The 22230-nt window shown below is 40.4% G+C and carries 21 protein-coding genes and 1 other RNA gene; 17 read left to right on the forward strand and 5 right to left on the reverse strand.

Annotation, left to right across the window (positions count from 1 at the left end; genetic code table 11):
* The first annotated feature begins 43 nt into the window (after positions 1 to 43).
* The 3 genes from E0E36_RS22125 (at position 44) to E0E36_RS22135 (ending at position 4641) form a co-directional block, all read left to right on the forward strand.
* A complete protein-coding gene (locus E0E36_RS22125; protein WP_130857793.1) occupies positions 44 to 1051 on the forward strand; it encodes an efflux RND transporter periplasmic adaptor subunit in 1008 nt (335 codons plus the stop codon).
* Positions 1052 to 1097: 46 nt separating this feature from the next.
* A complete protein-coding gene (locus E0E36_RS22130; protein WP_130857794.1) occupies positions 1098 to 1403 on the forward strand; it encodes a DUF190 domain-containing protein in 306 nt (101 codons plus the stop codon).
* A gap of 79 nt (positions 1404 to 1482) precedes the next feature.
* A complete protein-coding gene (locus tag E0E36_RS22135) occupies positions 1483 to 4641 on the forward strand; it encodes an efflux RND transporter permease subunit (protein WP_130857795.1) in 3159 nt (1052 codons plus the stop codon).
* 142 nt (positions 4642 to 4783) lie between these two features.
* Here the strand turns inward: E0E36_RS22135 and E0E36_RS22140 are convergent, their stop codons facing one another.
* On the reverse strand, positions 4784 to 6016 hold the full coding sequence (locus tag E0E36_RS22140; RefSeq protein ID WP_013666611.1) for an MFS transporter: 1233 nt from the start codon (positions 6014 to 6016) through the stop codon (positions 4784 to 4786).
* A 231-nt stretch (positions 6017 to 6247) separates the two neighbouring features.
* Between E0E36_RS22140 and E0E36_RS22145 the strand changes: the two genes are divergently transcribed.
* The 7 genes from E0E36_RS22145 to E0E36_RS22175 all read left to right on the forward strand — a co-directional run bounded on the left by E0E36_RS22145 (position 6248) and on the right by E0E36_RS22175 (position 11063).
* Positions 6248 to 6736, forward strand: a complete 489-nt coding sequence (locus E0E36_RS22145) for a DUF4442 domain-containing protein (protein ID WP_130857796.1) — start codon at positions 6248 to 6250, stop codon at positions 6734 to 6736.
* A gap of 74 nt (positions 6737 to 6810) precedes the next feature.
* Positions 6811 to 7440 carry an AlbA family DNA-binding domain-containing protein gene (locus E0E36_RS22150; RefSeq protein WP_130857797.1) on the forward strand — a complete coding sequence of 210 codons (630 nt, stop codon included), beginning with the start codon at positions 6811 to 6813 and terminating at the stop codon, positions 7438 to 7440.
* Between the two features lie 48 nt (positions 7441 to 7488).
* Positions 7489 to 7929: a hypothetical protein gene (locus E0E36_RS22155; RefSeq protein ID WP_130857798.1), complete on the forward strand. Its 441-nt coding sequence runs from the start codon at positions 7489 to 7491 to the stop codon at positions 7927 to 7929.
* Between the two features lie 68 nt (positions 7930 to 7997).
* Positions 7998 to 8645 carry an SCO family protein gene (locus E0E36_RS22160; RefSeq protein WP_013666607.1) on the forward strand — a complete coding sequence of 216 codons (648 nt, stop codon included), beginning with the start codon at positions 7998 to 8000 and terminating at the stop codon, positions 8643 to 8645.
* The gene (locus E0E36_RS22165) at positions 8635 to 9069 is read left to right on the forward strand and encodes a c-type cytochrome (RefSeq protein WP_013666606.1); all 435 of its coding nucleotides are present in this window, start codon (positions 8635 to 8637) and stop codon (positions 9067 to 9069) included. Before E0E36_RS22160 ends, E0E36_RS22165 begins: the two co-directional genes overlap by 11 nt.
* A 128-nt stretch (positions 9070 to 9197) precedes the next feature.
* Positions 9198 to 9579, forward strand: an RNA gene (gene rnpB, locus E0E36_RS22170) — RNase P RNA component class A.
* Between the two features lie 47 nt (positions 9580 to 9626).
* Complete coding sequence (locus tag E0E36_RS22175; RefSeq protein ID WP_013666605.1) at positions 9627 to 11063, forward strand: sigma-54-dependent transcriptional regulator; 1437 nt, start codon at positions 9627 to 9629, stop codon at positions 11061 to 11063.
* 66 nt (positions 11064 to 11129) lie between these two features.
* On the opposite strand, the gene E0E36_RS22180 is transcribed toward E0E36_RS22175, so the two are convergent.
* Positions 11130 to 11696 carry a YqgE/AlgH family protein gene (locus E0E36_RS22180; RefSeq protein ID WP_130857799.1) on the reverse strand — a complete coding sequence of 189 codons (567 nt, stop codon included), beginning with the start codon at positions 11694 to 11696 and terminating at the stop codon, positions 11130 to 11132.
* A 309-nt stretch (positions 11697 to 12005) separates the two neighbouring features.
* Here E0E36_RS22180 and pdxH point away from each other — a divergent pair, with 309 nt between their 5' ends.
* From pdxH to E0E36_RS22215, 7 genes are all read left to right on the forward strand, one after another.
* The gene (gene pdxH, locus E0E36_RS22185) at positions 12006 to 12659 is read left to right on the forward strand and encodes a pyridoxamine 5'-phosphate oxidase (RefSeq protein WP_130857800.1); all 654 of its coding nucleotides are present in this window, start codon (positions 12006 to 12008) and stop codon (positions 12657 to 12659) included.
* Positions 12660 to 12666: 7 nt separating this feature from the next.
* Positions 12667 to 13161: an NADH-quinone oxidoreductase subunit C gene (locus E0E36_RS22190; protein WP_130857801.1), complete on the forward strand. Its 495-nt coding sequence runs from the start codon at positions 12667 to 12669 to the stop codon at positions 13159 to 13161.
* Positions 13162 to 13246: 85 nt separating this feature from the next.
* Entirely contained in the window at positions 13247 to 14395 is a 1149-nt protein-coding gene (locus E0E36_RS22195) for an NADH-quinone oxidoreductase subunit D (RefSeq protein WP_013666601.1), read from the forward strand.
* Positions 14396 to 14618: 223 nt separating this feature from the next.
* The gene (locus E0E36_RS22200; RefSeq protein ID WP_242627366.1) at positions 14619 to 15467 is read left to right on the forward strand and encodes an HD domain-containing protein; all 849 of its coding nucleotides are present in this window, start codon (positions 14619 to 14621) and stop codon (positions 15465 to 15467) included.
* Between the two features lie 324 nt (positions 15468 to 15791).
* Positions 15792 to 16982: an ADP-forming succinate--CoA ligase subunit beta gene (sucC, locus tag E0E36_RS22205; protein WP_013666599.1), complete on the forward strand. Its 1191-nt coding sequence runs from the start codon at positions 15792 to 15794 to the stop codon at positions 16980 to 16982.
* Between the two features lie 93 nt (positions 16983 to 17075).
* Entirely contained in the window at positions 17076 to 18521 is a 1446-nt protein-coding gene (asnS, locus tag E0E36_RS22210; RefSeq protein WP_130857803.1) for an asparagine--tRNA ligase, read from the forward strand.
* Between the two features lie 318 nt (positions 18522 to 18839).
* A complete protein-coding gene (locus E0E36_RS22215) occupies positions 18840 to 19460 on the forward strand; it encodes an L-threonylcarbamoyladenylate synthase (protein ID WP_130857875.1) in 621 nt (206 codons plus the stop codon).
* A gap of 33 nt (positions 19461 to 19493) precedes the next feature.
* On the opposite strand, the gene E0E36_RS22220 is transcribed toward E0E36_RS22215, so the two are convergent.
* From E0E36_RS22220 to E0E36_RS22230, 3 genes are all read right to left on the reverse strand, one after another.
* Positions 19494 to 20501 (reverse strand): alpha/beta fold hydrolase, encoded by a 1008-nt coding sequence (locus tag E0E36_RS22220; RefSeq protein WP_130857804.1) that lies wholly within the window; start codon positions 20499 to 20501, stop codon positions 19494 to 19496.
* Entirely contained in the window at positions 20498 to 21133 is a 636-nt protein-coding gene (locus E0E36_RS22225) for a DUF1684 domain-containing protein (RefSeq protein ID WP_130857805.1), read from the reverse strand. Before E0E36_RS22225 ends, E0E36_RS22220 begins: the two co-directional genes overlap by 4 nt.
* Before the next feature lie 236 nt (positions 21134 to 21369).
* A complete protein-coding gene (locus E0E36_RS22230) occupies positions 21370 to 22197 on the reverse strand; it encodes an energy transducer TonB (protein WP_130857806.1) in 828 nt (275 codons plus the stop codon).
* Positions 22198 to 22230: the final 33 nt, after the last annotated feature.

A 22230-nucleotide genomic window follows, 5' to 3' on the forward strand; every position in this document is an offset into this window, starting at 1 on the left:
AAAAAACAAGCCGAAATAAAATAAACAAACGAATTATTTAGCGATGAAACCGATTTTATATGTAATAGTATCCACCTTCTTGTGGACAGCATGCGCTTCGCATGAAGACAGTAAACTGGAACGTATTGAAGCACCCATTTTAAGTAATAATGGGCAAACGATCAGCTTTAAGGATAGTACAATGAGGCACTTCTTTCAAACAGAGCCGGTTTATGATGGTTCTGTAACCGCCTCGTATACTGCTCCGGGAAAAATTGCCGCCACCGTCGTAGCTTCTGTAGCCGGTGCATCCCAAAATGTGGTACTTTTTGACAATCCCGACTTAGCCGCTAGTTATACGGCGTTAGCACAACACCAAACCAATATTCATCAGATTCAGCAAATTAATCTGAAACAGAAAGAAATCGAATTGGACCGAGCTTCAGATTTATTGAACCACGGGGCGGCAACGGGCCGTGATGTATTGGAAGCGCAGACAGCACTTTCCCTCGAAAAAAGCAACCTCGCTAATGAAAAAGCATCACTCATTCAGTATGAAGCAAACTTGAAACAAGGCGGTTTTGATCCGACTGCGCTTCGAAAAGCACCGGCCGGTAAAGCATACGTGATATGCGATATTCCGGAAAACCAAATTAGCAATATTCATGAGGGAGCCGCTTGCGAGGTGTTGTTTTCTGCCTATCCGGATAAAACTTTCAAAGGACAGGTAGAAGACATTGCAGATGTGGTTGATAACGCCACGCGAATGGTTAAGCTGCGCATAAGCTTGCTTGATAATAGTAGCTTACTGAAAGCTGGCATGTTTGCACAGGTGCTGTTCGATCTGAAGAATGTTGGAAACCATATGACCGTCAGCAAAGAATCCTTAGTAACAGTAGATGGCAAAGATTATGTTTTTATCGTTGCAGGTAATGGTGTATTCAAAAGACAAACTATAACTACAGGACAACAGATAGGCGAACGCCTGGTCGTCTTGCAAGGCTTAGAAAAAAATGACCAGGTAGTAACAAAAGGAGCGATCCAACTTAAGGGGCTTTCCTTCGGATATTAATGGTTATTCCTGACAACCGTAACAATGAATAACTAATAACAAAAGCATGGTACAGGCACAGATTTTCATTAACAAAAACGAATTTTTAGGAGGTCAACCTCTTTATGAATTTATTATGCAATTTCTAATCAAACATCAGGTAAAAAGCGCTACTGCTTTTAACGGAAGTTTGGGTTATCTACAGGGCAGTCACCTAAGTAGGCCTAATGATCTTTTCAGTTTTGACGAGGTGCCCTTGCTCATCACTTTTATTGACAGCGAAGAAAAGATTAAAGAAGTACTTAAGTCATTGCGCACCGTTACTCAATCGGGCTATGTGATCGTTCATGATGTGAAAGAATGGTCAGAATAATAGTTTATGATCTAGCTATCAACACCATGAAAGTAATTGAGCAATCAGGTTGCAACTAAAGGCCAACAAAGACAGAAAAATGATCAGGAATTTATTAATATTCTCATTAAAAAACCGTTGGACCGTAGTCGCCATCGGTATCATACTCATGGCAGTAGGATACTACTGCTTTACGCAACTTAAAATAGAAGCGTACCCAGATATTGCTGATACCAACGTAATTGTGGTTGCCCCATTCCCGGGAAGAGCGGCGGAGGAGGTAGAACAGCAAGTAACCGTTCCAATTGAACGCGCTTTGCAAAACACTCCCAATGTGCTGGATCGGAGAAGTAGAACTATCTTCGGATTGAGTGTAGTACAGCTCACCTTTAAAGATGGTACGGACGACTACTTCGCCCGTCAACAGGTGATGGAACGCTTGGGTTCTATTGAGTTACCTGATGGCGTCACCCCCGAGCTGGCACCACTCTCCACTGCCGTTGGTGAGATCATGCGCTACGTTGTAGAAGCGCCGCCGAGTTTTACGCCAACGCAACTACGCGACTTACAGGATTGGGTTATTAAACCGGCTTTATTACAAACGCCAGGCATTGCTGATGTCACCACTTTCGGTGGTCCGATGAAACAGTTCCATATTTTTGCTTCTCCTGAAAAACTGCGTAAATACGATCTAAGTATAGCAGACATTGAAACAGCCGTTGATAATAATAATCAAAACACCGGCGGAAATATTATAAACCGTGGTGGCCAAGGTTTTGCCGTACGAGGCCTAGGGGCTATCAAATCGGAGAATGACATCTTAAACATCGTATTGAAATCAGTAAATGGTATGCCCATTTTTGTACGGGATGTCGCCAATGTTGAGGTTGGTCCTCCTCCCCCCAATGGTGTTTTAGGTTATACCGTCACAACAGGCAGTTTAGATGTAAGCAATGGCGTAGAAGGTGTTGTGCTTTTACGTCGCTATGAAAATCCAAGTGATGCTTTGGCGCTTTTGAAGCAAAAAATGGCGGAGGTACAGGCGCATGATCTACCCGAGGGCGTCCGTATTAGGCCGCTCTATGACCGAAGCTTTCTCATCAATCACTCGCTGGAGACGGTAGCACATACACTTTTTGAAGGGATAAGCATTGTAATCATCCTCCTCATCTTTTTTCTTGGGAGTGTGCGTAGCGCGTTGGTAGTAGCCTTAACAATTCCTTTTTCTCTTTTGTTCGCCTTCATTCTGATGCGCCTAACCGGTATTCCTGCGAACTTACTTTCGCTCGGAGCGATTGATTTTGGAATTATTGTGGATGGAGCTTGCGTCATGGTGGAGCATCTCATTCGAAAGTATCGAACCGCCACAGCTGAAGAAAAGAAGGAAGGAATCATTAAAATCACCCTTTCTTCGGCACAGGAAGTAGGTAGGGAAATTTTCTTTTCGGTTACCATTATTATTTTGGCTTACATGCCCATCCTATTAATGACAAGGGTTGAAGGAAAGCTGTTTTCACCAATGGCCCTAACCTTGGCGTTTGCAGTAATAGGCTCCATGTTGGCAGCGCTCACAATTATCCCAGTGTTGATTTCCTTTGTTTACCACAAAGCGCTGAACAACGAAGAGAAACCATTGAAAGAACATCGTAACAAACTATTGGAGTTTCTGGAGAAGTTATATGGCAAAACCTTGCAAAAGTTTATTTCGCAATATAAGCGCACCGTAATCGTAGGCTTTTTCCTGGTTGCTATTTGTATTCTAGCTGGTGCTAAATTAGGCTCAGAGTTTCTACCTTCGTTAGACGAAGGCTCCATCTTTTTAAGAGGTAATTTTCCATCCGGTATTAATATTCAGGAAAATGCGAAATATGCACCACTCATTAGAAAGGTAATTTCCAGGTATCCGCAAGTTGCTTTTGTTATTACGCAAACAGGGCGCAACGACGACGGAACCGATCCGTTCCCCGCTAATAGAAATGAAATTCTGGTCGGGCTCAAAGACTATAAGCTTTGGAGTGATACCATAGCGAAGTCGACCTTGGTTAACAACATCAAGGCTGATCTATCCAAAGCTTTGCCAAGCGTTAGTTTTTCCAGCGGCCAACCCATTATTGATCAGGTAATGGAAATTGTTACCGGCTCGGCGGCGGATCTCGCGGTATCCATCGTTGGAAACGATCTGCATCTTATGCGGCAAAAGGCGGATAGTATCGCAAATATTGCAAGAAATATGCAAGGCAGCGAATCCGTTAATATCGAACAAGAGGGACCGCAGGAGCAAATTGCCGTTAATATAAACCGCGAGAATGCTGCAAGGTTTGGCATTAATATTTCCGATATCCAAAACATGATCGAGGCCGCAATCGGCGGCAAAACCATTTCTGAAATATACGATGGTACGAAACGCTATGATATTGTTGTTCGCTATTTACCCCAGTATAGAGATAACATTGATGCGTTAAAAAATCTATTGGTCACTTCAGCAACCGGTAACTTGGTCCCGATGAGCCAGCTTGCTGAAATCGGTTTTATCGAAGGGCAAACCAATATTTATCATTATGGAAGCAAACGCATGATCACCGTTAGAACGAATATTGAAGGAAGAGACCAGGTGAGTTTTGTAAAAGAACTACAGAAAAAAATTGGTGCACAAGTGCATATTCCAAAAGGATACGACCTTATTTATGGAGGACAATACGAGAATCTGGAAAGAGCCGGTAAACAGTTGTTGTTTACCATTCCGTTGACCATTGGACTCGTATTTGCTTTTCTATATCTGCTTTACAGAAACTTCAAGGATACCTTGCTCACGATGAGTTGTATTCTGTTTGCCTTAGGCGGTGGCATTGTAGCGCTATTGCTGAGGGGTTACTACTTTAATGTCTCGGCAGGTGTAGGCTTTGTCAGTATCTTCGGAATCTCTGTAATGGCAGGCGTATTGATCGTGTCGGCACTCAATAGAAACTTTAGTAACCTCTCTACTTATGCGTTGCCTATTGAAGAACAAAAGGCCGTCATATTGACTACTTCAAAGGGACAGCTGCGGGCGGTATTGACCATTCTGGTGGTCGCAATCATTGGCTTGTTTCCGGCAGCCACTTCCAGCGGTATTGGATCGGACGTTCAACGTCCATTGGCAACTGTCATCATTGGTGGCTTAACCAGTACCCTTGTATTTGCTCCGCTCTTGATTCCTCCCTTATTTTGGTGGACAAGCCGTAGGAAGTTTGGTTCAAAGCACAAGTTGGAAAATAGTTGAATAGTTAAGTGGTTGAGTCGTTGAGTTGTTGAATAATAGCAGTTGCAATGAGAGTGGGCACTGGCCTAAGTCTAACACACCCTAAACCTTACACCCTAAAACCTGTCGATAGGCTGATAGCTGACAGCCTATCGGCTATAAGCTATTCTTCCAAATAATTCAAATCCTTATCGAAGCTCTCTTTCAATTGGCTTAGTGCGAACATGGCAATGGCGCTCAATAAAACAACCATAATGGTTGCCGCAATGATAATATCGAAGCGATGGACAAACCATTCAAATAAAAAAGTGCTTGGAACGAGTGCGCCACGGACAAAGTTAGGTGCCGTGGTAGCAACCGTTGCTCTTAAATTAGTGCCAAACTGTTCGGAGGCTATCGTAACAAAAGTAGCCCAATATCCGACCGAGAAACCCATAAAAAAGGCTAACCAAACGAATTTTTGAGCGGTAATACCACTGCTCATTAAATACCACAGCGAACTGATGATGATCAATAGTTGGAAGAAAAATACCGCCTTCTTTCTCGACTTTGTCAGCTGGGCATATAACCCGGCGAAGATGTCACCGAGTGAAATACCAATGTAAGCGTACATAATTCCCTTACCCGCACTAAGTGTTTCCGTAGCACCCAAGGCAACGCCAAATTCGGGCGCCTGCGTAATCAGTATACCTACTACAAACCAAATAGGTAACCCGATAAGCATGCAATAAAGATACCGCAAGAAGCGCTCTCTATTCTCAAAAAGCATGAAGAATTTTCCCTTTAAAACATTTTTTTGTGCGGTATCGGTAAACATTCCTGATTCGAAAGTTCCAACACGCATCAGCAATAGCAATAGCCCCATACCACCACCAACCAAATAAGCATTTCGCCAGTTGAAATGTTCAGCAACATAAAAGGCTGCTATGGCTCCTAATACACCGATACCGGCTATAAGCATCGTCCCATATCCCCTTTTGTCCCTTGGCATACTCTCACTAACTAAGGTGACTCCGGCTCCCAGCTCACCTGCCAAGCCAATGCCTGCGATAAAACGAATCCAGGCGTAGCTATGTATATCGTTCACAAAGCTATTGGCCATATTGGCCAGTGAATAAAGCAAAATTGACCCGAACAATACCCTTACTCTGCCAAATTTATCACCGATAATTCCCCACAGTAAGCCTCCCAGCAATAATCCGATCATTTGCATATTAAGAACGTATTCACCGTCTGTACGCATATTTTCCAATGGCACCCCTATATCCTTAAAACTTTGTACTCTAACGATTGAAAAAATAACTAGATCGTAGATGTCTACAAAATAACCCAGGGAAGCTACCAAAACCAACAACCAAACTTTAGTGGTTTGTTGTTTATTATGCTGTTCTATCATCAAGAATGGTCTATTGAAAATACGGGGCTAAAATATAAATTTTATTGAATTAAAATTTGCTTAGACTTTTATTTACCCCCGATTTCACCTTGCCCGAGACAGAACGAAAACCCTCATTTTATACAACTCCTCCTAGATAGTTTATTTAAAATTATGGCTAATGTAAAATTCTTTTTATCTTAGCCTCAAGCTACTTCCGCTAGCGATGTCAAACACGCATTTAGCTAATACATGAAGGTCTCAGAGCGTACATTAAAATGGGTAATGCGTTTATATCCCCCCCTCCTTTTTCAACGAATTTGGGTTCAGAGATTTCATAGAGATTTTAAAGGTGTTGATGTAAAGATTCTATATAGCATACTGAACAAAAATTATAATTCCTCTATATTTGGGGGAACGATTTATGCGGCCGCCGATCCTTTTTTTGCGTTGTTGTTCGATCAGATTTTTCGACGTAAAGGGTACAAAACACGGGTATGGCTAAAGAGTGCTTCTATTGATTACATAAAACCCGGTCGCGGAACGCTTTATTTCCAAATCCAGCTAACTGATGATGCAATCGAAGAGGCGCAGCAAACACTGGATATGACCGGTAAATTTATACAGAAATTTATGCTGGATATCGTCGATAAAAATGGGGAGCTTTGTGCAAAGGTGATGAATGAAGTTTATGTGAGAAATCTAAAATATAATAGGGAACAACCTACGGTTGCATACTAATGCCTATGTTTTAGCATCTGAAAATCCTATATGAGCATTGAAATTCCGTTTTTTAATCAATTTACATTACTAAAATGAGGCTAAAGGCAACAATACTACAAGGTGAAGGTGAACAACTCGATTTTAAGAATAAAATCAGCAATGAAAACAAAATCGCAAAGACATTGGTTGCTTTTGCTAATAATAAAGGTGGAAAATTGCTTATCGGCGTTGCTGATGACGGCCATATAATCGGTGTAAAAAACGAAGACGAAGAGCGATTTATCTTAGAGCGCGCAGCTTATCGATATTGTAAACCGGCGGTCGAAATCAAATTTGATGAAACATTTGTTGACGACAAGCTGGTTCTTATCGCCGAAATACCTGAAAGCGACGTAAAACCACATTACGCCTTGGGAGATGATGGCAAATGGTGGGTTTACATACGTGTAAAAGATAAAAGTATACTAGCAGGAAAAGTAGTAGTGGATGTATTGAAAAGACATGGAGAATCAGAAGGGGTACTGATTACGTATACCGATAAAGAAAAACAGTTACTCACTTTTCTGAATGAAAAACAAAAGGTTGCACTGATAGATATTTGTAAACATCTAAAATTATCGCGAAGAAAAACGCAACGACTGTTAGTGAACATGATATTGGCAGGCATTGTCAAGGTTGATACCACAAAAGAAGCGGAATTCTATATGCCCACAGCTATTTAATAGGAAACTTAATTCACGGATTTGTCAGAACTAAACAACATATAACAAATGAAATTATATATATTCCTCTCACTAACATTAGGTGTTGTCACGTCGTCATGCAATAACGCCGGCAACAAAAATTTACAGTTACAAGAAGAAGTGATCGCTGTTCATGATTCAATTATGCCAAAAATGGGCGCATTAGTGCGCGACAATTTAAAAGTAGGCATTCTACTCACAAAAATGGATAGTCTAAAACAGGTAAATCCAGCACTTGATACTGCACAAGAGAAAGATAAATTGCTTAAGTTACAATCAAAACTGACCGAAGCAAACGAAGAAATGACCGATTGGATGCATAATTTTGAGCCCGCTCAGGAGGACAAAAAAGCGGAAGAGATGGCATCCTATTTACAAAACGAACTGGCAAAAATAAAGGCGCTTAAAGAGAAGTTTGCAACGGCCGAAAGTGAAAGCCGTGAGATTCTTTCCAAGTACAAACCTTAACAACAAGTAGGCAATAAACCTACCATGAAGCGGTAGGCTATCCATTGCCTAAAAATAATCATAACAGTATGAACAAGTATTTAATTTTTGTCCTTAGTTTACTCGTATGGGGGTGTGGTCAAAAAGGACAGCAACGTTTACCTATTCTTGGTGAACGGGAACCGGTGACGAAAGAAGTAGATGGAAAAACTGTAACGGATACGCTATATCAAACCATTCCTACATTTTCTTTTATTAATCAAGACAGTACGATCGTAACAGATAAAGATTTTGACAACAGCATATATGTAGCTGATTTCTTTTTCACCTCATGCCCCAGCATTTGTCCGGTGATGAGCAAAAACTTATTAAAGGTACTGAATAAGTATCAAGGAAATGAGGAAGTAAAAATTCTCTCACATAGTATTGACACAAAATATGATACGCCTTGGGTTTTAAAAAGATATGCCAATAAACTAGGTGTAAAAGGAAATCAATGGCAATTTGTGCATGGTACTCAGCGAGACATTTATGGCATTGCCGATAAGTATATGGTTTATGCAAAGGAAGACGCGCAAGCTCCGGGAGGCTTTGAACACCAGGGATGGCTTATTTTGGTTGACAAAGAAAAGCGAATACGTGGAGCTTATGACGGAACGGACGATAATCAAGTGGCCCAATTGATGCAGGACATGGATATATTACTAGGCGAGTATAAAGGTGGGCATGAGAAATAGCTTTTTGTGGGCGGGCTTCTTGGTGGCCTTGATTGCTTCCGTCATGAATGCTTGTCAGGGGGAGCAAGAAATAAAAAAGGCGCAATTTTTCACGAATGGGAAATCCCTATTTGCCACAAAATGTGCAAATTGTCACGGATCAGAAGGTGAAGGTCTCGGCAATCTATATCCGCCCCTAACAGATACCACCTTTTTATATACGATGCGAAAGGAATTACCTTGTATCGTGAAATACGGTTTACACGAAGAACTAACCATTGAGAATCGGAAATTTGACACAGAAATGCCGGCCAACCCTACTTTAACAGATCAGGAAATCGCTTATATATTAACCTATGTTGGAAATTCTTTTGGCAATGACTTGGGATTTGTAAGCACGGAAGAAGTGGCTGTTCATTTAAAAAATTGCGCTGCGACAAATTAGGCCATCACACTGGAGGAAGTACGAAAGAAATAGGCTGGATAGGTTCAAGATCGTAAATACAGCATGATTTTGTACTAAATACTGGTCAATCCATTTCTTATTTTGAGATTTTTATAGTAGGTTTGCATGATGCAAGCCGTTCTATCGCCGCACTTTGTGAGGAGGAAAGTCCGGGCAATATAGAGCATCTCGCTTCCTAACGGGAAGGTCCCGGTTAAACCCGGGAACGGAAAGTGCCACAGAAAATAAACCGTCTCGATTGCTATCGAGATAAGGGTGAAAACGTGAGGTAAGAGCTCACGGCCTTGTATGGCGACATACATTGCGGTAAACCCCGGGAATTGAAAGACCAAATAGGTTCTGAACGTAGGGTTGCTCGCTCTCTTCGCCTTTTAGGCGGATTCAGAATGGGTAGGTCGTTAGACCTTACAAGTGATTGTAAGGCTAGATAAATGATAGAAGCTCAACTTCGGTTGAGGACAGAACCCGGCTTATAGGCTTGCTTTTTTTTAGAACTTAAACAGCATAAAATTGCGATTTTGACGCAATAGACACTTATGGCTAAAATATTAATCATTGATGATGAACGGGCGATTAGAAGCACGTTGCGGGAGATTTTAGAATACGAAGATTATCAGGTCACCGATGTTGATAATGGCCTCGATGGTCTCGAAATCATCAAAAGAGACAACATCAACCTGGTATTATGTGATATCAAAATGGGGAGAATGGACGGAATGGAAGTGCTTACAGAAGCACAATCTATTAAGCCGGACCTTCCGTTTATTATGATATCGGGGCATGGTACGGTTGAAACAGCCGTTGAAGCGAGCAAAAAAGGGGCTTATGACTTTATATCGAAACCACCCGATTTAAACAGGCTGCTTATCACAGTAAGGAATGCACTGGAACGTGGAACGCTGGTCACCGAAACAAAAGTATTAAAACGCAGGGTAAGTAAAACCAGGGAGATACTTGGTGAATCAGAGGCTATTACGAAGATAAAAGAAACGATCGATCGTGTGGCACCAACAGATGCCCGAGTTCTGATTACCGGTGCCAATGGAAGCGGTAAAGAACTGGTGGCTAGATGGCTTCATGAAAAATCAAATCGAGCCAACTCTCCCCTGATTGAAGTGAATTGTGCGGCAATCCCCTCGGAATTAATCGAAAGTGAGTTATTCGGACATGAAAAAGGATCGTTTACATCTGCTGTTAAGCAACGGATCGGTAAATTTGAGCAAGCGGATCGAGGTACATTATTTTTGGATGAGATTGGTGATATGAGTTTATCTGCTCAGGCAAAAGTATTGCGAGCCTTGCAGGAAAATAAAATAACACGGGTGGGTGGCGATAAGGAAATCGAAGTAAATGTCCGTGTAATAGCGGCAACAAATAAAGATCTATTAAGGGAAATCGAATCAGGTAATTTCCGTATGGACCTTTACCACCGCCTAAGTGTCATCCTAATACACGTCCCTCCTCTTTCAGAGAGACGATCGGATATCCCCATCATTGCGGAACAGTTTTGTGAAGAAATCTGTACAGATTATGGCATGCCTATTAAAAAGATAACGAGCAGTGCTATTGATGCGTTAAAATCGCTTCCTTGGACCGGGAATATTCGTGAATTGAGAAATATGGTAGAGCGACTTATCATTTTAAGCGATAAATCGATTACCGACAAAGACGTGTATGCTTATGCCAATCCCGGCGGGCCTGTTTTGGAAAGCGCGGAAGTAACCACCAGCATAGGTAACGGTGCAACTATTTCGTCGCCGGAGCCAAACCATCACGGAAGTATTAATGGATTAAATCATTTTGATCAATTCTCTTCTTTTCAAGAATATAAGGACTATGCGGAAAGAGAATATATCAAATACAAACTAGAAAATAATGCCTGGAATGTATCGAAAACAGCCGATGATATTGAAATTCAGCGCAGCCATCTCTATAGCAAAATCGAAAAATATGGCTTGAAGCGGGAGAATTGATTAGAGACGTAGGTAGCGAGACACCTGCCTACATCTTATATCTTACTCTCCTATGTCTTATAAAAACTAATTCCACATGGGGTTCTGAGGGAAACCTGCTACATGGGCATACCTTGGTCCTAAACTAATAACAGCCTCTTTCCATAAATTTTCTTCATCATTAACAAACACAATGTCGGGATCAAAGCTATTCCCTATCATCCACGTGTTTTCCTTCAGCTCTTTATTTAACTGACCACCTGACCAACCGGAGTATCCAATAAAAAACTTTATCTCCTCCAATCCTATGGCACGATCGTTTATCAGTAGCTTCAACGCCTCAAAATTTCCACCCCAAAATAAATTTTCTTTTATTTCGATGCCACTGTTTAAACGATCATAACATTTGTGAATGAATTGTATACTATCTTGCCCCACAGGCCCACCTACGAACAGTTGATATTCAGCGTTTGGCATATCGGACATTACATCCTTCAATAAAAGGGAGCTGGGTTGGTTTAATACCAAACCTACCGATCCGTCTTCGTCACTATGTTCACACAATAAAACAACAGAGCGCTGAAAATTTGGATCTAGCATGAAAGGTTCGGAAAGTAATAAACTACCTTGTTGCGGATTGAAATTGCTAAGCATGAGAAATAAATTTCTATTCGTAAAATCAATATAATCCTATCAAATATAGGGCCGAAATTTAGCTTTGAGGTATTAGGTGTTAGATGTTAGATTTTAGGTGTTAGCTTTTAGGTATTAGGTGTCTATTGGTGTCCGATGTCTTACGAGTTGCCTGCCAGTAGGCAGGTGTCTCTTATCCCCTGGTTTGATATATATCTTATATTGGCATTCCATTTTCCCTCATCTAATTCTCATATAAAAGAAAGTTTATGTATGTTTAGGTGAATAAATGGCTACGTTTTTTTTAAGTTTGTAAAAGAACTATAAGCTATGGATAAGGAATTACATATTGAAGATATTAGAACGGATTATAGACTGGCATCCTTAACTGAAGATAGCATTGACAAAGACCCCATTCGCCAATTTGAGCAATGGTTTGAACAGGCTATCAACGCCCAAGTAATAGAGGTCAATGCTATGACACTAGCAACAGTAGATGCTGATGGTTCACCTAGCGCTCGTATCGTATTGCTGAAAGATATTGAAGATGGCGCCTTCGTTTTCTACACCAACTATAATAGTCAAAAAGCCAAAGAGATCGCCACTCATCCGATGGTCTCCCTTGTGTTTTTTTGGCCCGATCTACAAAGGCAGGTGCGTATCAAGGGAACCGTAGAAAAAGTGGATAAAGCCAATTCGGAAGCTTATTTCCATAGTAGACCGGTCGGCAGTCAATTGGGAGCCTGGGCTTCGCCTCAAAGCGATGTTATTCCGAGCAGGGTATTCCTGGAAGAAAATCTTAAAGAGGTTTCCGAAAAATATAAAAACCAGGTTGTACCAAAACCTCCACACTGGGGCGGCTATAAGGTAACACCTTCTACAATAGAATTCTGGCAAGGTAGAACAAACCGGTTACACGACCGAATTCTATACAGCAAAAATACCTCGAGTGCGGGATGGGCGATTAATCGTTTAGCACCTTGATAAACAAATGGATCTTACGAAAATAAAAAACATACTCACGTCCCGCTTCGGCAATGAATGTATTGTGGACGAAGAATTGCAAGGATTACAACCTGCTTTGGTGATTCATCGGGACTTTCTGCGGGCTGTCTGTAAAGAACTCAAAGAGAACCAGGACACTTGGTTCGACTTTCTATCCTGCATTTCAGGAGTCGACTATGGCGTTAATGAGGGCTTCGGTGTTGTATATCATCTTGCGTCAATTCCTTATAAAACGCAGTTAACGCTAAAGGTAAAATTGGATAACGTTCGTGAAGGATCGACATTGCCTTCGATTGACAGCGTTAGCACAATTTGGCGTACAGCTGATTGGCACGAAAGAGAAGCATATGACCTGGTAGGTATTTTCTTTAATGACCATCCCGATTTAAGACGTATTCTACTGCCTGACGATTGGAGTGGGTATCCGCTACGGAAAGATTACCAAGACGCGGAAAGCTACCATGGCATTCCAATAAATTGAATCAAAAAATTTAACCTTCTTTCGAAACAACAAATTAGTGAATAATACGGATACACAAGCTGCTTTAAACGCTTACGAAAAAAGAATGTCTGAATTAGGCCCGGAGGAAATGATTATTAACATCGGCCCCCAACACCCGTCTACACATGGCGTTCTACGTTTGGAAGTTATTTCAGATGGTGAAATTGTTAAGGAGGTTGTTCCCCACATGGGCTATCTTCATCGTTGCTTTGAAAAACATGCCGAGTCGATGAATTATGGAAAAACCATTCCTTTTACCGATCGCATGGACTACTTAGCTTCTATGAATAATAGTCATGCTTTTGTAATGGGCGTCGAAAGGATGCTTGGTTTAGACAAGGAGATTCCTAAACGAATTGAATATATCCGTGTTTTGGTCTGCGAATTAAACAGGATTGCATCGCACCTGATTGCAATTGGCACCTATGGCATTGACATTGGCGCCTTCACTCCTTTTATGTGGTGTTTTAGAGACCGCGAGCATATTATGAATATGCTGGAATGGGCATCAGGATCAAGGATGCTCTACAATTATATTTGGATCGGCGGGTTGTTTTACGACTTACCTGTCGGTTTTGAAGAAAGATGCAAAGAATTTGTTCACTATTTTAAACCAAAATTAGTTGAACTGGATGAGCTTTTAACAAACAATCAGATCTTTATCTCACGCACCGCTAATATTGGCGCTTTGCCGCTGGAAGTAGCAATCAATTATGGTTGCTCAGGACCAATGCTCCGTGCTTCAGGCTTAAAATGGGATCTTAGGAGAGTAGACGAGTATTCGGTATATCCGGAGATCGATTTTGATATTCCCATTGGAAAAGGTGAAATGGGCAAGAAAGGCGACTGCTGGGATCGATATAAAGTGAGGGTTGATGAAATCGTTGAGTCGGTTAAGATTATTGAACAATGTCTGGAAAGATTACAGAAAGATTTAAAAAGAACACCTGATTTTGATCCCCGTGGCTTAGTCCCTAAAAAAGTATCTCCAAAAGCGCAAGACTATTATGTAAGGGCTGAAAATCCCAAGGGAGAGCTCGGCTTCTATTTTATAACCGATGGCAAGTTGGACATTCCGAGACGTGTAAAAGCCAGGGGGCCTAGTTTTAATAACTTATCTGTTCTACCGGAGCTATCAAAAAACATTCTCATCGCCGACCTTATTGCCATATTAGGATCTATTGACATCGTTTTGGGCGAAGTTGATCGATAGCAGTTGGAAACAAGAATCAGGGCAAAGGTATGAGGTATCAGGATTTATATCCTATGTCTAACTTCTATGTCCTATGTCAAGTATCAAGTATCAAGACTTTCTATCCTATGTCTTACTTCCTATGTCCTATGTCTTATATCCTATATCCTAAATTAACGACTTGATTATACTAAAAATATTAGTATATTTGTCAATCATAAATAGTTTTTTTAGCATCGAAAAAATGGAAGTGATTGACAAAATCTATGGGAATATCAAGGTATCGCCGCTTAAAGAGGAATTATTGAAAACAGACGTTTTGCAACGGTTGAACTTCATTCATCAAAGTGGTGCCATCTTCCTTATAAATCCCCAAGCACACCATAAACGGTTGGAACATTCCATTGGTGTTATGTATCTGATTCAATTATTGGGAGGATCGGAATTGGAGCAAGTGGCAGGTTTGTTACATGATTTATCTCATACGGCCTTTTCCCATGTGGGCGATTATGTTATGGAAGATGATACGGAAAGTTACCATGAACGTTTATTCGAAACTGTTTTAACACAATCGGATATCCCTCAAATTCTGAAGAAACATGGCTATCAAGTGGAAGACCTATTAGATACTAAATTTGATATTTTAGAACAGCCCCTTCCCTATCTATGTGCTGATCGCATAGACTATACACTACGAGATGCCCATCAGTATGGCATGATAAAACGTCAGGAAGCCATCCACTTTATCAAACATTTACAAGTAAGAGATAATAAGATTATTGTTATCGGTGATGAACAAGCACTATGGATCAACAGCTTGTCAAAAAAGGTCAATGAAGAAATTTACAATTATCCTTTATACGTTTATACGAATCAGCAACTCGCAAACCTTATAAAAAAATATTTACAAGATGGCCGTTTAATCCTAAGCGATTTACTCCAAAACGACACTTTTTTATTGAATAAGATTAGAAGCCATTATGACGGAGTAGAAGCTATTAAGGCAATAAAAACAGCAATAGGCTACAAAAACTTTCTAAAGAAACCGGAGTCCGTTAAAATTAAAAAACGTTATATTGATGCTTTTTTGTAAGAAAAGTAAAAAGTCAAAATTAAAAAGTCAAAAGCCTGCCGTAAGCTTTAAGCAGTAGGCTTTAAGCTTGACGATTCAACTACTCCATCACTCAATCTACACTTCAAGTTCCTTGCAACCGGCAACGCAAAAAAATTATTCATCGCTCATCATCACATTGGCTCATCCGCTAATTGTCACATTGGCTAATTTAAAATCTTCCTTACTCAACAACTCCACCACTCAACTACTCCTCTACTCCACAATTAAACTTCCATTTTAGCCCGTTATTCCATTGTTATATACAATATAAAATACTATTTTTACAGCAAAATTCTTTAAATAATGAACATTCACGAATATCAAGGTAAAGCTATACTGAAGAGTTTCGGAGTTCGCATTCAGGAAGGTATCGTTGCCGATAACCCTGAACAAGCGGTAGAAGCTGCGAAAAAGTTAAAACAAGATTATAATTCTGATTGGGTTGTGGTAAAAGCACAGATCCACGCAGGAGGCCGCGGAAAGGGCGGCGGTGTTAAACTTGCAAAGAATATTGATGAGGTTAGAGAAAAAGCTAAAGAAATCATCGGTATGCAACTAGTAACTCCTCAAACTGGTCCTGCCGGAAAAAAGGTAAATAAAGTACTTATCGCACAAGATGTTTACTATCCGGGAGCTAGCGAAACCAAGGAATTCTATATGAGTGTTTTGTTGGATAGATCACGCGGACGCAACATTATCATGTATTCTACTGAAGGTGGTATGGATATTGAGGAAGTAGCTGAAAAGACACCTCATCTTATTCAAAAAGAAGAAATAGACCCTTCCATTGGACTTCAAGGATTTCAAGCAAGAAAAATTGCTTTCAATCTGGGACTAAGCGGTGCGGCTTTTAAAGATATGACTAAATTTGTAGCAGCTCTTTACAAAGCTTACGAAGCGACAGACTCTTCTCAATTCGAAATCAACCCGGTTTTAAAAACTTCCGATGACAAAATATTAGCAGTTGATGCTAAAGTCAATTTGGATGAAAATGCATTATACCGTCACGCTGATTATGCTGAATTGCGTGATTTATCAGAAGAAGATCCGACAGAAGTAGAAGCCGGACGCTCCAATTTGAATTACGTTAAACTTGATGGAAATGTCGGTTGTATGGTAAACGGTGCCGGTTTGGCAATGGCTACCATGGATATTATTAAAATTGCCGGTGGAGAACCTGCGAACTTTTTAGATGTTGGTGGTACTGCCAACGCTGAAACAGTCAAAGCCGGATTCAATATTATTTTAAAAGATCCTAATGTAAAGGCTATTCTCATCAATATTTTCGGAGGCATCGTTCGTTGCGATCGTGTAGCTCAGGGCGTCATTGATGCTTATCAGGAAATTGGCAATATTCCTGTGCCTATTATTGTTCGTTTACAGGGCACGAATGCAGAAGAAGCTAAAAAACTTATTGACGAATCAGGACTTGAGGTATTCTCAGCAATTCAGCTGAAGGAAGCGGCTGATTTAGTAACTAAAGTACTTTCTTAGTGCTTGGTTACTGACAACGTATTTCATATGATAAACCTCCGGAAGCGATTTCGGAGGTTTATTGTTAAAGTACCTATTATTTGAATTAGAAACATGATACACACAAGGATAAAAGAACTTTTAAACAGCACAGATTTTGGAAAAACGGTTATTGTAAAGGGATGGATTAAAACCTTTAGAAACAATCAATTTTTGGCTATTAACGATGGTTCTTGTTTAGGTAATATTCAGGTTGTTATAGATTATGAAAACACGGACGAGCGTACATTAAAGCGTCTTACGACAGGGGCGGCCGTCTCAGTAGAAGGTGTTTTGATCGAATCGCTTGGAAAAGGACAACGCGTAGAAGTGAAAGCAAGCCAAATAAGCATCCTAGGTGATAGCGATCCCGAAAAGTTTCCGCTACAGCCTAAAAAACACAGTTTAGAGTTTCTTCGGGAAATCGCTCATCTCCGTTTCAGAACCAATACCTTTAATGCTGTTTTTAAGGTCAGAAATGCGCTGTCCTTTGCTGTTCATCGTTTTTTTAACGAGCGAGGTTTTGTCTATATTCATACCCCTATTATTACCGGATCAGATGCTGAAGGGGCCGGTGAGATGTTCAAAGTTACTACCTTAGATCTTGATAATCCACCACGTAACGACGATGGATCAATCAATTTCAAAGAAGATTTCTTCGGAAAGTCGACCAATCTTACCGTCTCCGGACAATTGGAAGGTGAACTAGCTGCCTTGGCTTTCGGAAACATTTACACCTTTGGTCCTACTTTTCGGGCAGAAAATTCAAACACAACAAGACACCTTGCTGAATTTTGGATGATAGAACCGGAGATGGCCTTTTATGAGCTTAAAGACAACATGGATTTGGCAGAAGAATTACTAAAGCATGTAATTCGTTATGCTTTAGACACTTGCAGCGAAGAGTTGGATTTTTTGAAAAATCGTCTGCAGGAAGAAGAAAAATCAAAACCACAGACGGAGCGTTCCGAGCTCGATTTACTTGCTAAATTGAACTTCTGTTTAGATAATGATTTTGAGCGACTTACATATACAGAGGCAATTGATATATTGAGACGCTCCAAACCCAATCAGAAAAAACAATTTAAGTATTTAATAGAAGAATGGGGAGCTGACCTTCAATCAGAGCACGAGAGGTATTTAGTGGAAAAGCATTTCAAGAAACCGGTTATTCTCACTGATTATCCGGCAGACATCAAAGCTTTCTATATGCGAATGAACGAGCCGGACGAACAAGGAAGGAAGACCGTAAGAGCTATGGACATTCTATTCCCTGGAATTGGAGAAATTGTTGGCGGTTCACAACGGGAGGAAAGATACGATCTGCTGGTAAACAGAATGAAAGAAATGCATATCCCAATAGAGGATATGAATTGGTTTTTGGATACCCGCCGATTCGGATCTGTACCTCATTCCGGTTTTGGTTTAGGCTTTGAAAGGCTGGTGCTGTTTGTAACAGGCATGACCAATATACGGGATGTAATTCCTTTCCCAAGAACACCAAATAACGCAGAATTTTAGACAGTTAGTTATTTACACGTTATAAGTTACTGCGAAATCCAACTTATAACGTGTATTTTAATTTTCCTGGGCCCCGACATTAAAACTTTTTTCTTCAACGGAGGTTATATATTCATGTTGAGTAGTTAAGTAGTTGAATGGTTGAGTCGTTGATTAGCCAATGTGACAATGGCATAGACTGTGTAGGCTTAAAGCTTATGCTTATAGCTTAAAGCTTACTGCCTATAGCTTATGGCTGAAAGTGACGGTAGTAGTAGCAGTAGCACCTACTGGCAGGTACGCTTTCGACTTTTTAATTTTGAATTTTTACTTTTTAACATGCTTATAAGAATATATCCCGAAAACCCGAACGAACGTGCGATAGAGCAAGTTGTTGCCGTGCTTAAAAAAGGTGGGATTATTATTTATCCTACAGATACCGTCTATGGTATTGGATGCGATATAACGAATCAAAAGGCGATTGAAACGCTCTGTCGGATTAGAGGAATCAAGCCGGAAAAAGCAAATCTATCTTTCATCTGTTATGATTTAACGGATATCGCTCAATACACCAAGCCCATCGATACAGCGACCTTTCGATTGCTTAAGAAATCCTTACCCGGTCCTTTTACCTATATCTTCAATGCAAGTAATCAAGTTCCTAAATTGATGAGTTCAAACAAGAAAACCGTCGGTATACGGGTACCCGACAATAACATCGCCAGGGAAATTGTAAGGCAATTGGGAAATCCAATCGTTTCGGCTTCTATTCATGATGAGGATGAAATTCTAGAATATTCAACTGATCCTGAACTTATCCATGAAAAATTCCAAAATTTAGTAGATTTGGTCATTGATGGCGGTTATGGCGGCAACGAAGCTTCAACTGTGGTTGATTGTACTTCGGGCGAGTTTGATGTCATCCGGCAGGGAAAGGGCGATTTAAGCTTCTATTTATAGTATAAGTACCTGCTTTCTTCTTCCGCTTTACTATTACTTTGCAAGAAATTCTATTAAAGGATCAATAAACCGATCGTAAGCTTCTATATGCGGTAAATGTCCTATCCCCTCTAGTTCAACTAAAGTTGCGTTTTTAATAACTTTTGAGGTTTTTTTGCCAAGTTCGGGATAGTTGCCGAGATTTTGTTGGGCCTCCTTCGGTGCTTTTGCTTTTCCAAGAGCTGTGCGATCTCTTTGTCCGATAATCAGAAGAGTAGATGCTTTTATATTTGCAAATTCATAACATACCGGTTGGGTAAAAATCATATCGTACAGTAAGGCAGAATTCCAAGCTAAACGTGGATAATCGATGTTGTTTGTAACGCCTGCAAGCATGTCAACCCAAGGGTCGTATTCCTTCTTCCATTTGTTATCATAATAAAATTGTAATTGATAAGCTTTTATGCGCTCATAATTTTGCTTTAATTCGTCGTGGTACCATTCTTCTATACTTATATATGGAACAACCGTTTTCCAGTCTTCTAAACCAATTGGATTCTCCAATATCAGCTTGTCAACCAAATCGGGATACATAAGTGTAAACCTAGTAGCCAACATTCCTCCCATGGAATGACCCAATAAAAAGATTTTAGAGATGCCAAGACTATCTAAAAGAGCCTTGGTGTTTTTTGCAAGTAGTTGGAAACTGTATTGTATCCGTTGAGGCTTGGATGACTTTCCAAAGCCTGTTTGATCCGGAATCACTACACGATATCCATTATCGGCCAACGTCTTTGCTGTTTGTTCCCAATACGCACCGTTAAAGTTCTTTCCGTGTAGCAGTACTACAACTTTGCCATTAGCCTGTGCAGGTTTTACATCCATATACTCCATACGCAGTTGCTCCCCCTGATTAACAAGCGAAATGTAGTGCTCAGCAAAGGGGTAAGTAATCCCTTCTAAATTTAGCCCTACGTCCACTTGTCTATGCTGGGCATGGACAGAGCTAGTGCCTATCAATAAAAAAAGAAGGGTAATACGATAGAAATTATTTACAGTCATTTTAGAGTTTCTTTTTTCTTATGCGTTCCCACAAACCTTTTTTCACCGGCTTTTATCGGAATTAAAAGCGCATTTTCTGACGGTGGAATCGGACAATTATACCCTTCACTATAAGCACAATAAGGGTTATAAGCTAAATTAAAATCGATCGTTAGCTGATTGCCCTTAATGTCACTTCGCTTTAAATCCAGATACCTTCCGCCTCCGTATGTCTCCTCATCATTTGTAGGATCGGTAAATGGGAGAAAAAGGTAATCGGCATACTTCGGATTATCCATTAAAGCCACACTTTTAAACAACGTGAGTTTTACTGGCGTACCATTGATTTTAAAATGAGCTTCAGCAAAACGTAAATACTTTTTCTCCTTACCGCTATAGGTGGGTATAATAAACGGTTGGTCATCATAGATAAAAGTAAGCACCGCAGTCACTTTGTATAAACTGTCCGGTCCAAAAAAACGGAGATCCTTCAAATCCTTCTCCTTCAAAGGGGCATGTTCATCTGTCAGAAAAGCTTGTTTATAAACTTCTCTTTGCGCCAAGGTCTGTTCAGTGTAGTTCTGCGCTAAAGCATTCGTTACAAAGAAAGATAAAACCACTGCAAAAAAATAGGTAGCAAAGCCTTTATTCATTTTTCAATTTATGTATCACAAACCTAGTCAAAATCTTTTTATTAACCAGCGATTATGTTGGCATTAGCCATAGGGCTTTAGGCTATAAGCGGTAAGCCGTAAGCTTTAGGCTATAAGCAGTAAGCTTTAAGCTTGTGCTACTGCGACTGCTAATGCAACTAGCTCACTTTGCCGGTTATTACATCGGCAAATTAGCTCATCGGCTAATTTAAAATATTCCCTACCCAACTACTCTACTACTCCCGTATCTGCAAAGCGATAGGTAATTGATATCGAACACGCACAGGTCGTCCATTTTGAATCCCAGGTTTCCATTTAGGTGCTTGTTCCAATAGTCTAACCGCTTCCGGTCCAGTGCCAAATCCTAAGTCCTTCAATACCTGTATATCAGTAAGGGAACCATCCTTCTCTACAATAAAACTTAAAAATAATTTTCCATTAATACCGTGAGATTTAGCCTCTTCAGGAAATTTGTAATTTCTAGCCACGTATTCCATAAATGCTTTTATCCCACCCGGAAATGTAGGGCTTACTTCTACATTTACAAAAACTGCTTGCGTCTCCCCTCCTTCTGTGATGGCGGTCATTTCATCTATAGCTCCTACTTTTGTATCGATAGTTATTGCTGCAGTTGGATCGCCAGTAATCGTTGTCGGTCCGGGATTGGCGCTTTTTAACATTTCCATAGTGGGAGGTTCTTCCGCCGCTTGCGTATGTGGTACCACTTTAGGTGCCGTCATTTTTACCTGGTCTGTCCGCGAACGCCGTTGGGATTCTCTCGGCAACAGAGGTACAACTTCCACCTTTTTTTCGAGCGGTACCTCCTGTAAAACCAATTCGTCATTATCTGAAATCAATTGAAAGGTGGCGTCCTTTTTAAAATGAGCAATTCCGACAACAACGCCTACTGTTATTAAGAAAGATAAGATGCCAAATAGCAGCGCTTTCGACAGATCGTGATGTGCCTTCTTACGAATTACGTAAGCACCATATAACTTATTTCTGCCTTCAAAAACAAGATCTAACCAAGAACCTGTCAGGATACTTAATTTAGGGTTTAACATAGCTTGAGCGATTAAATTCGACAATTTACATTT

It is taken from the genome of Olivibacter jilunii (assembly GCF_900607235.1).
In the GTDB taxonomy this organism is placed as follows: Bacteria; Bacteroidota; Bacteroidia; order Sphingobacteriales; family Sphingobacteriaceae; genus Olivibacter; species Olivibacter oleidegradans.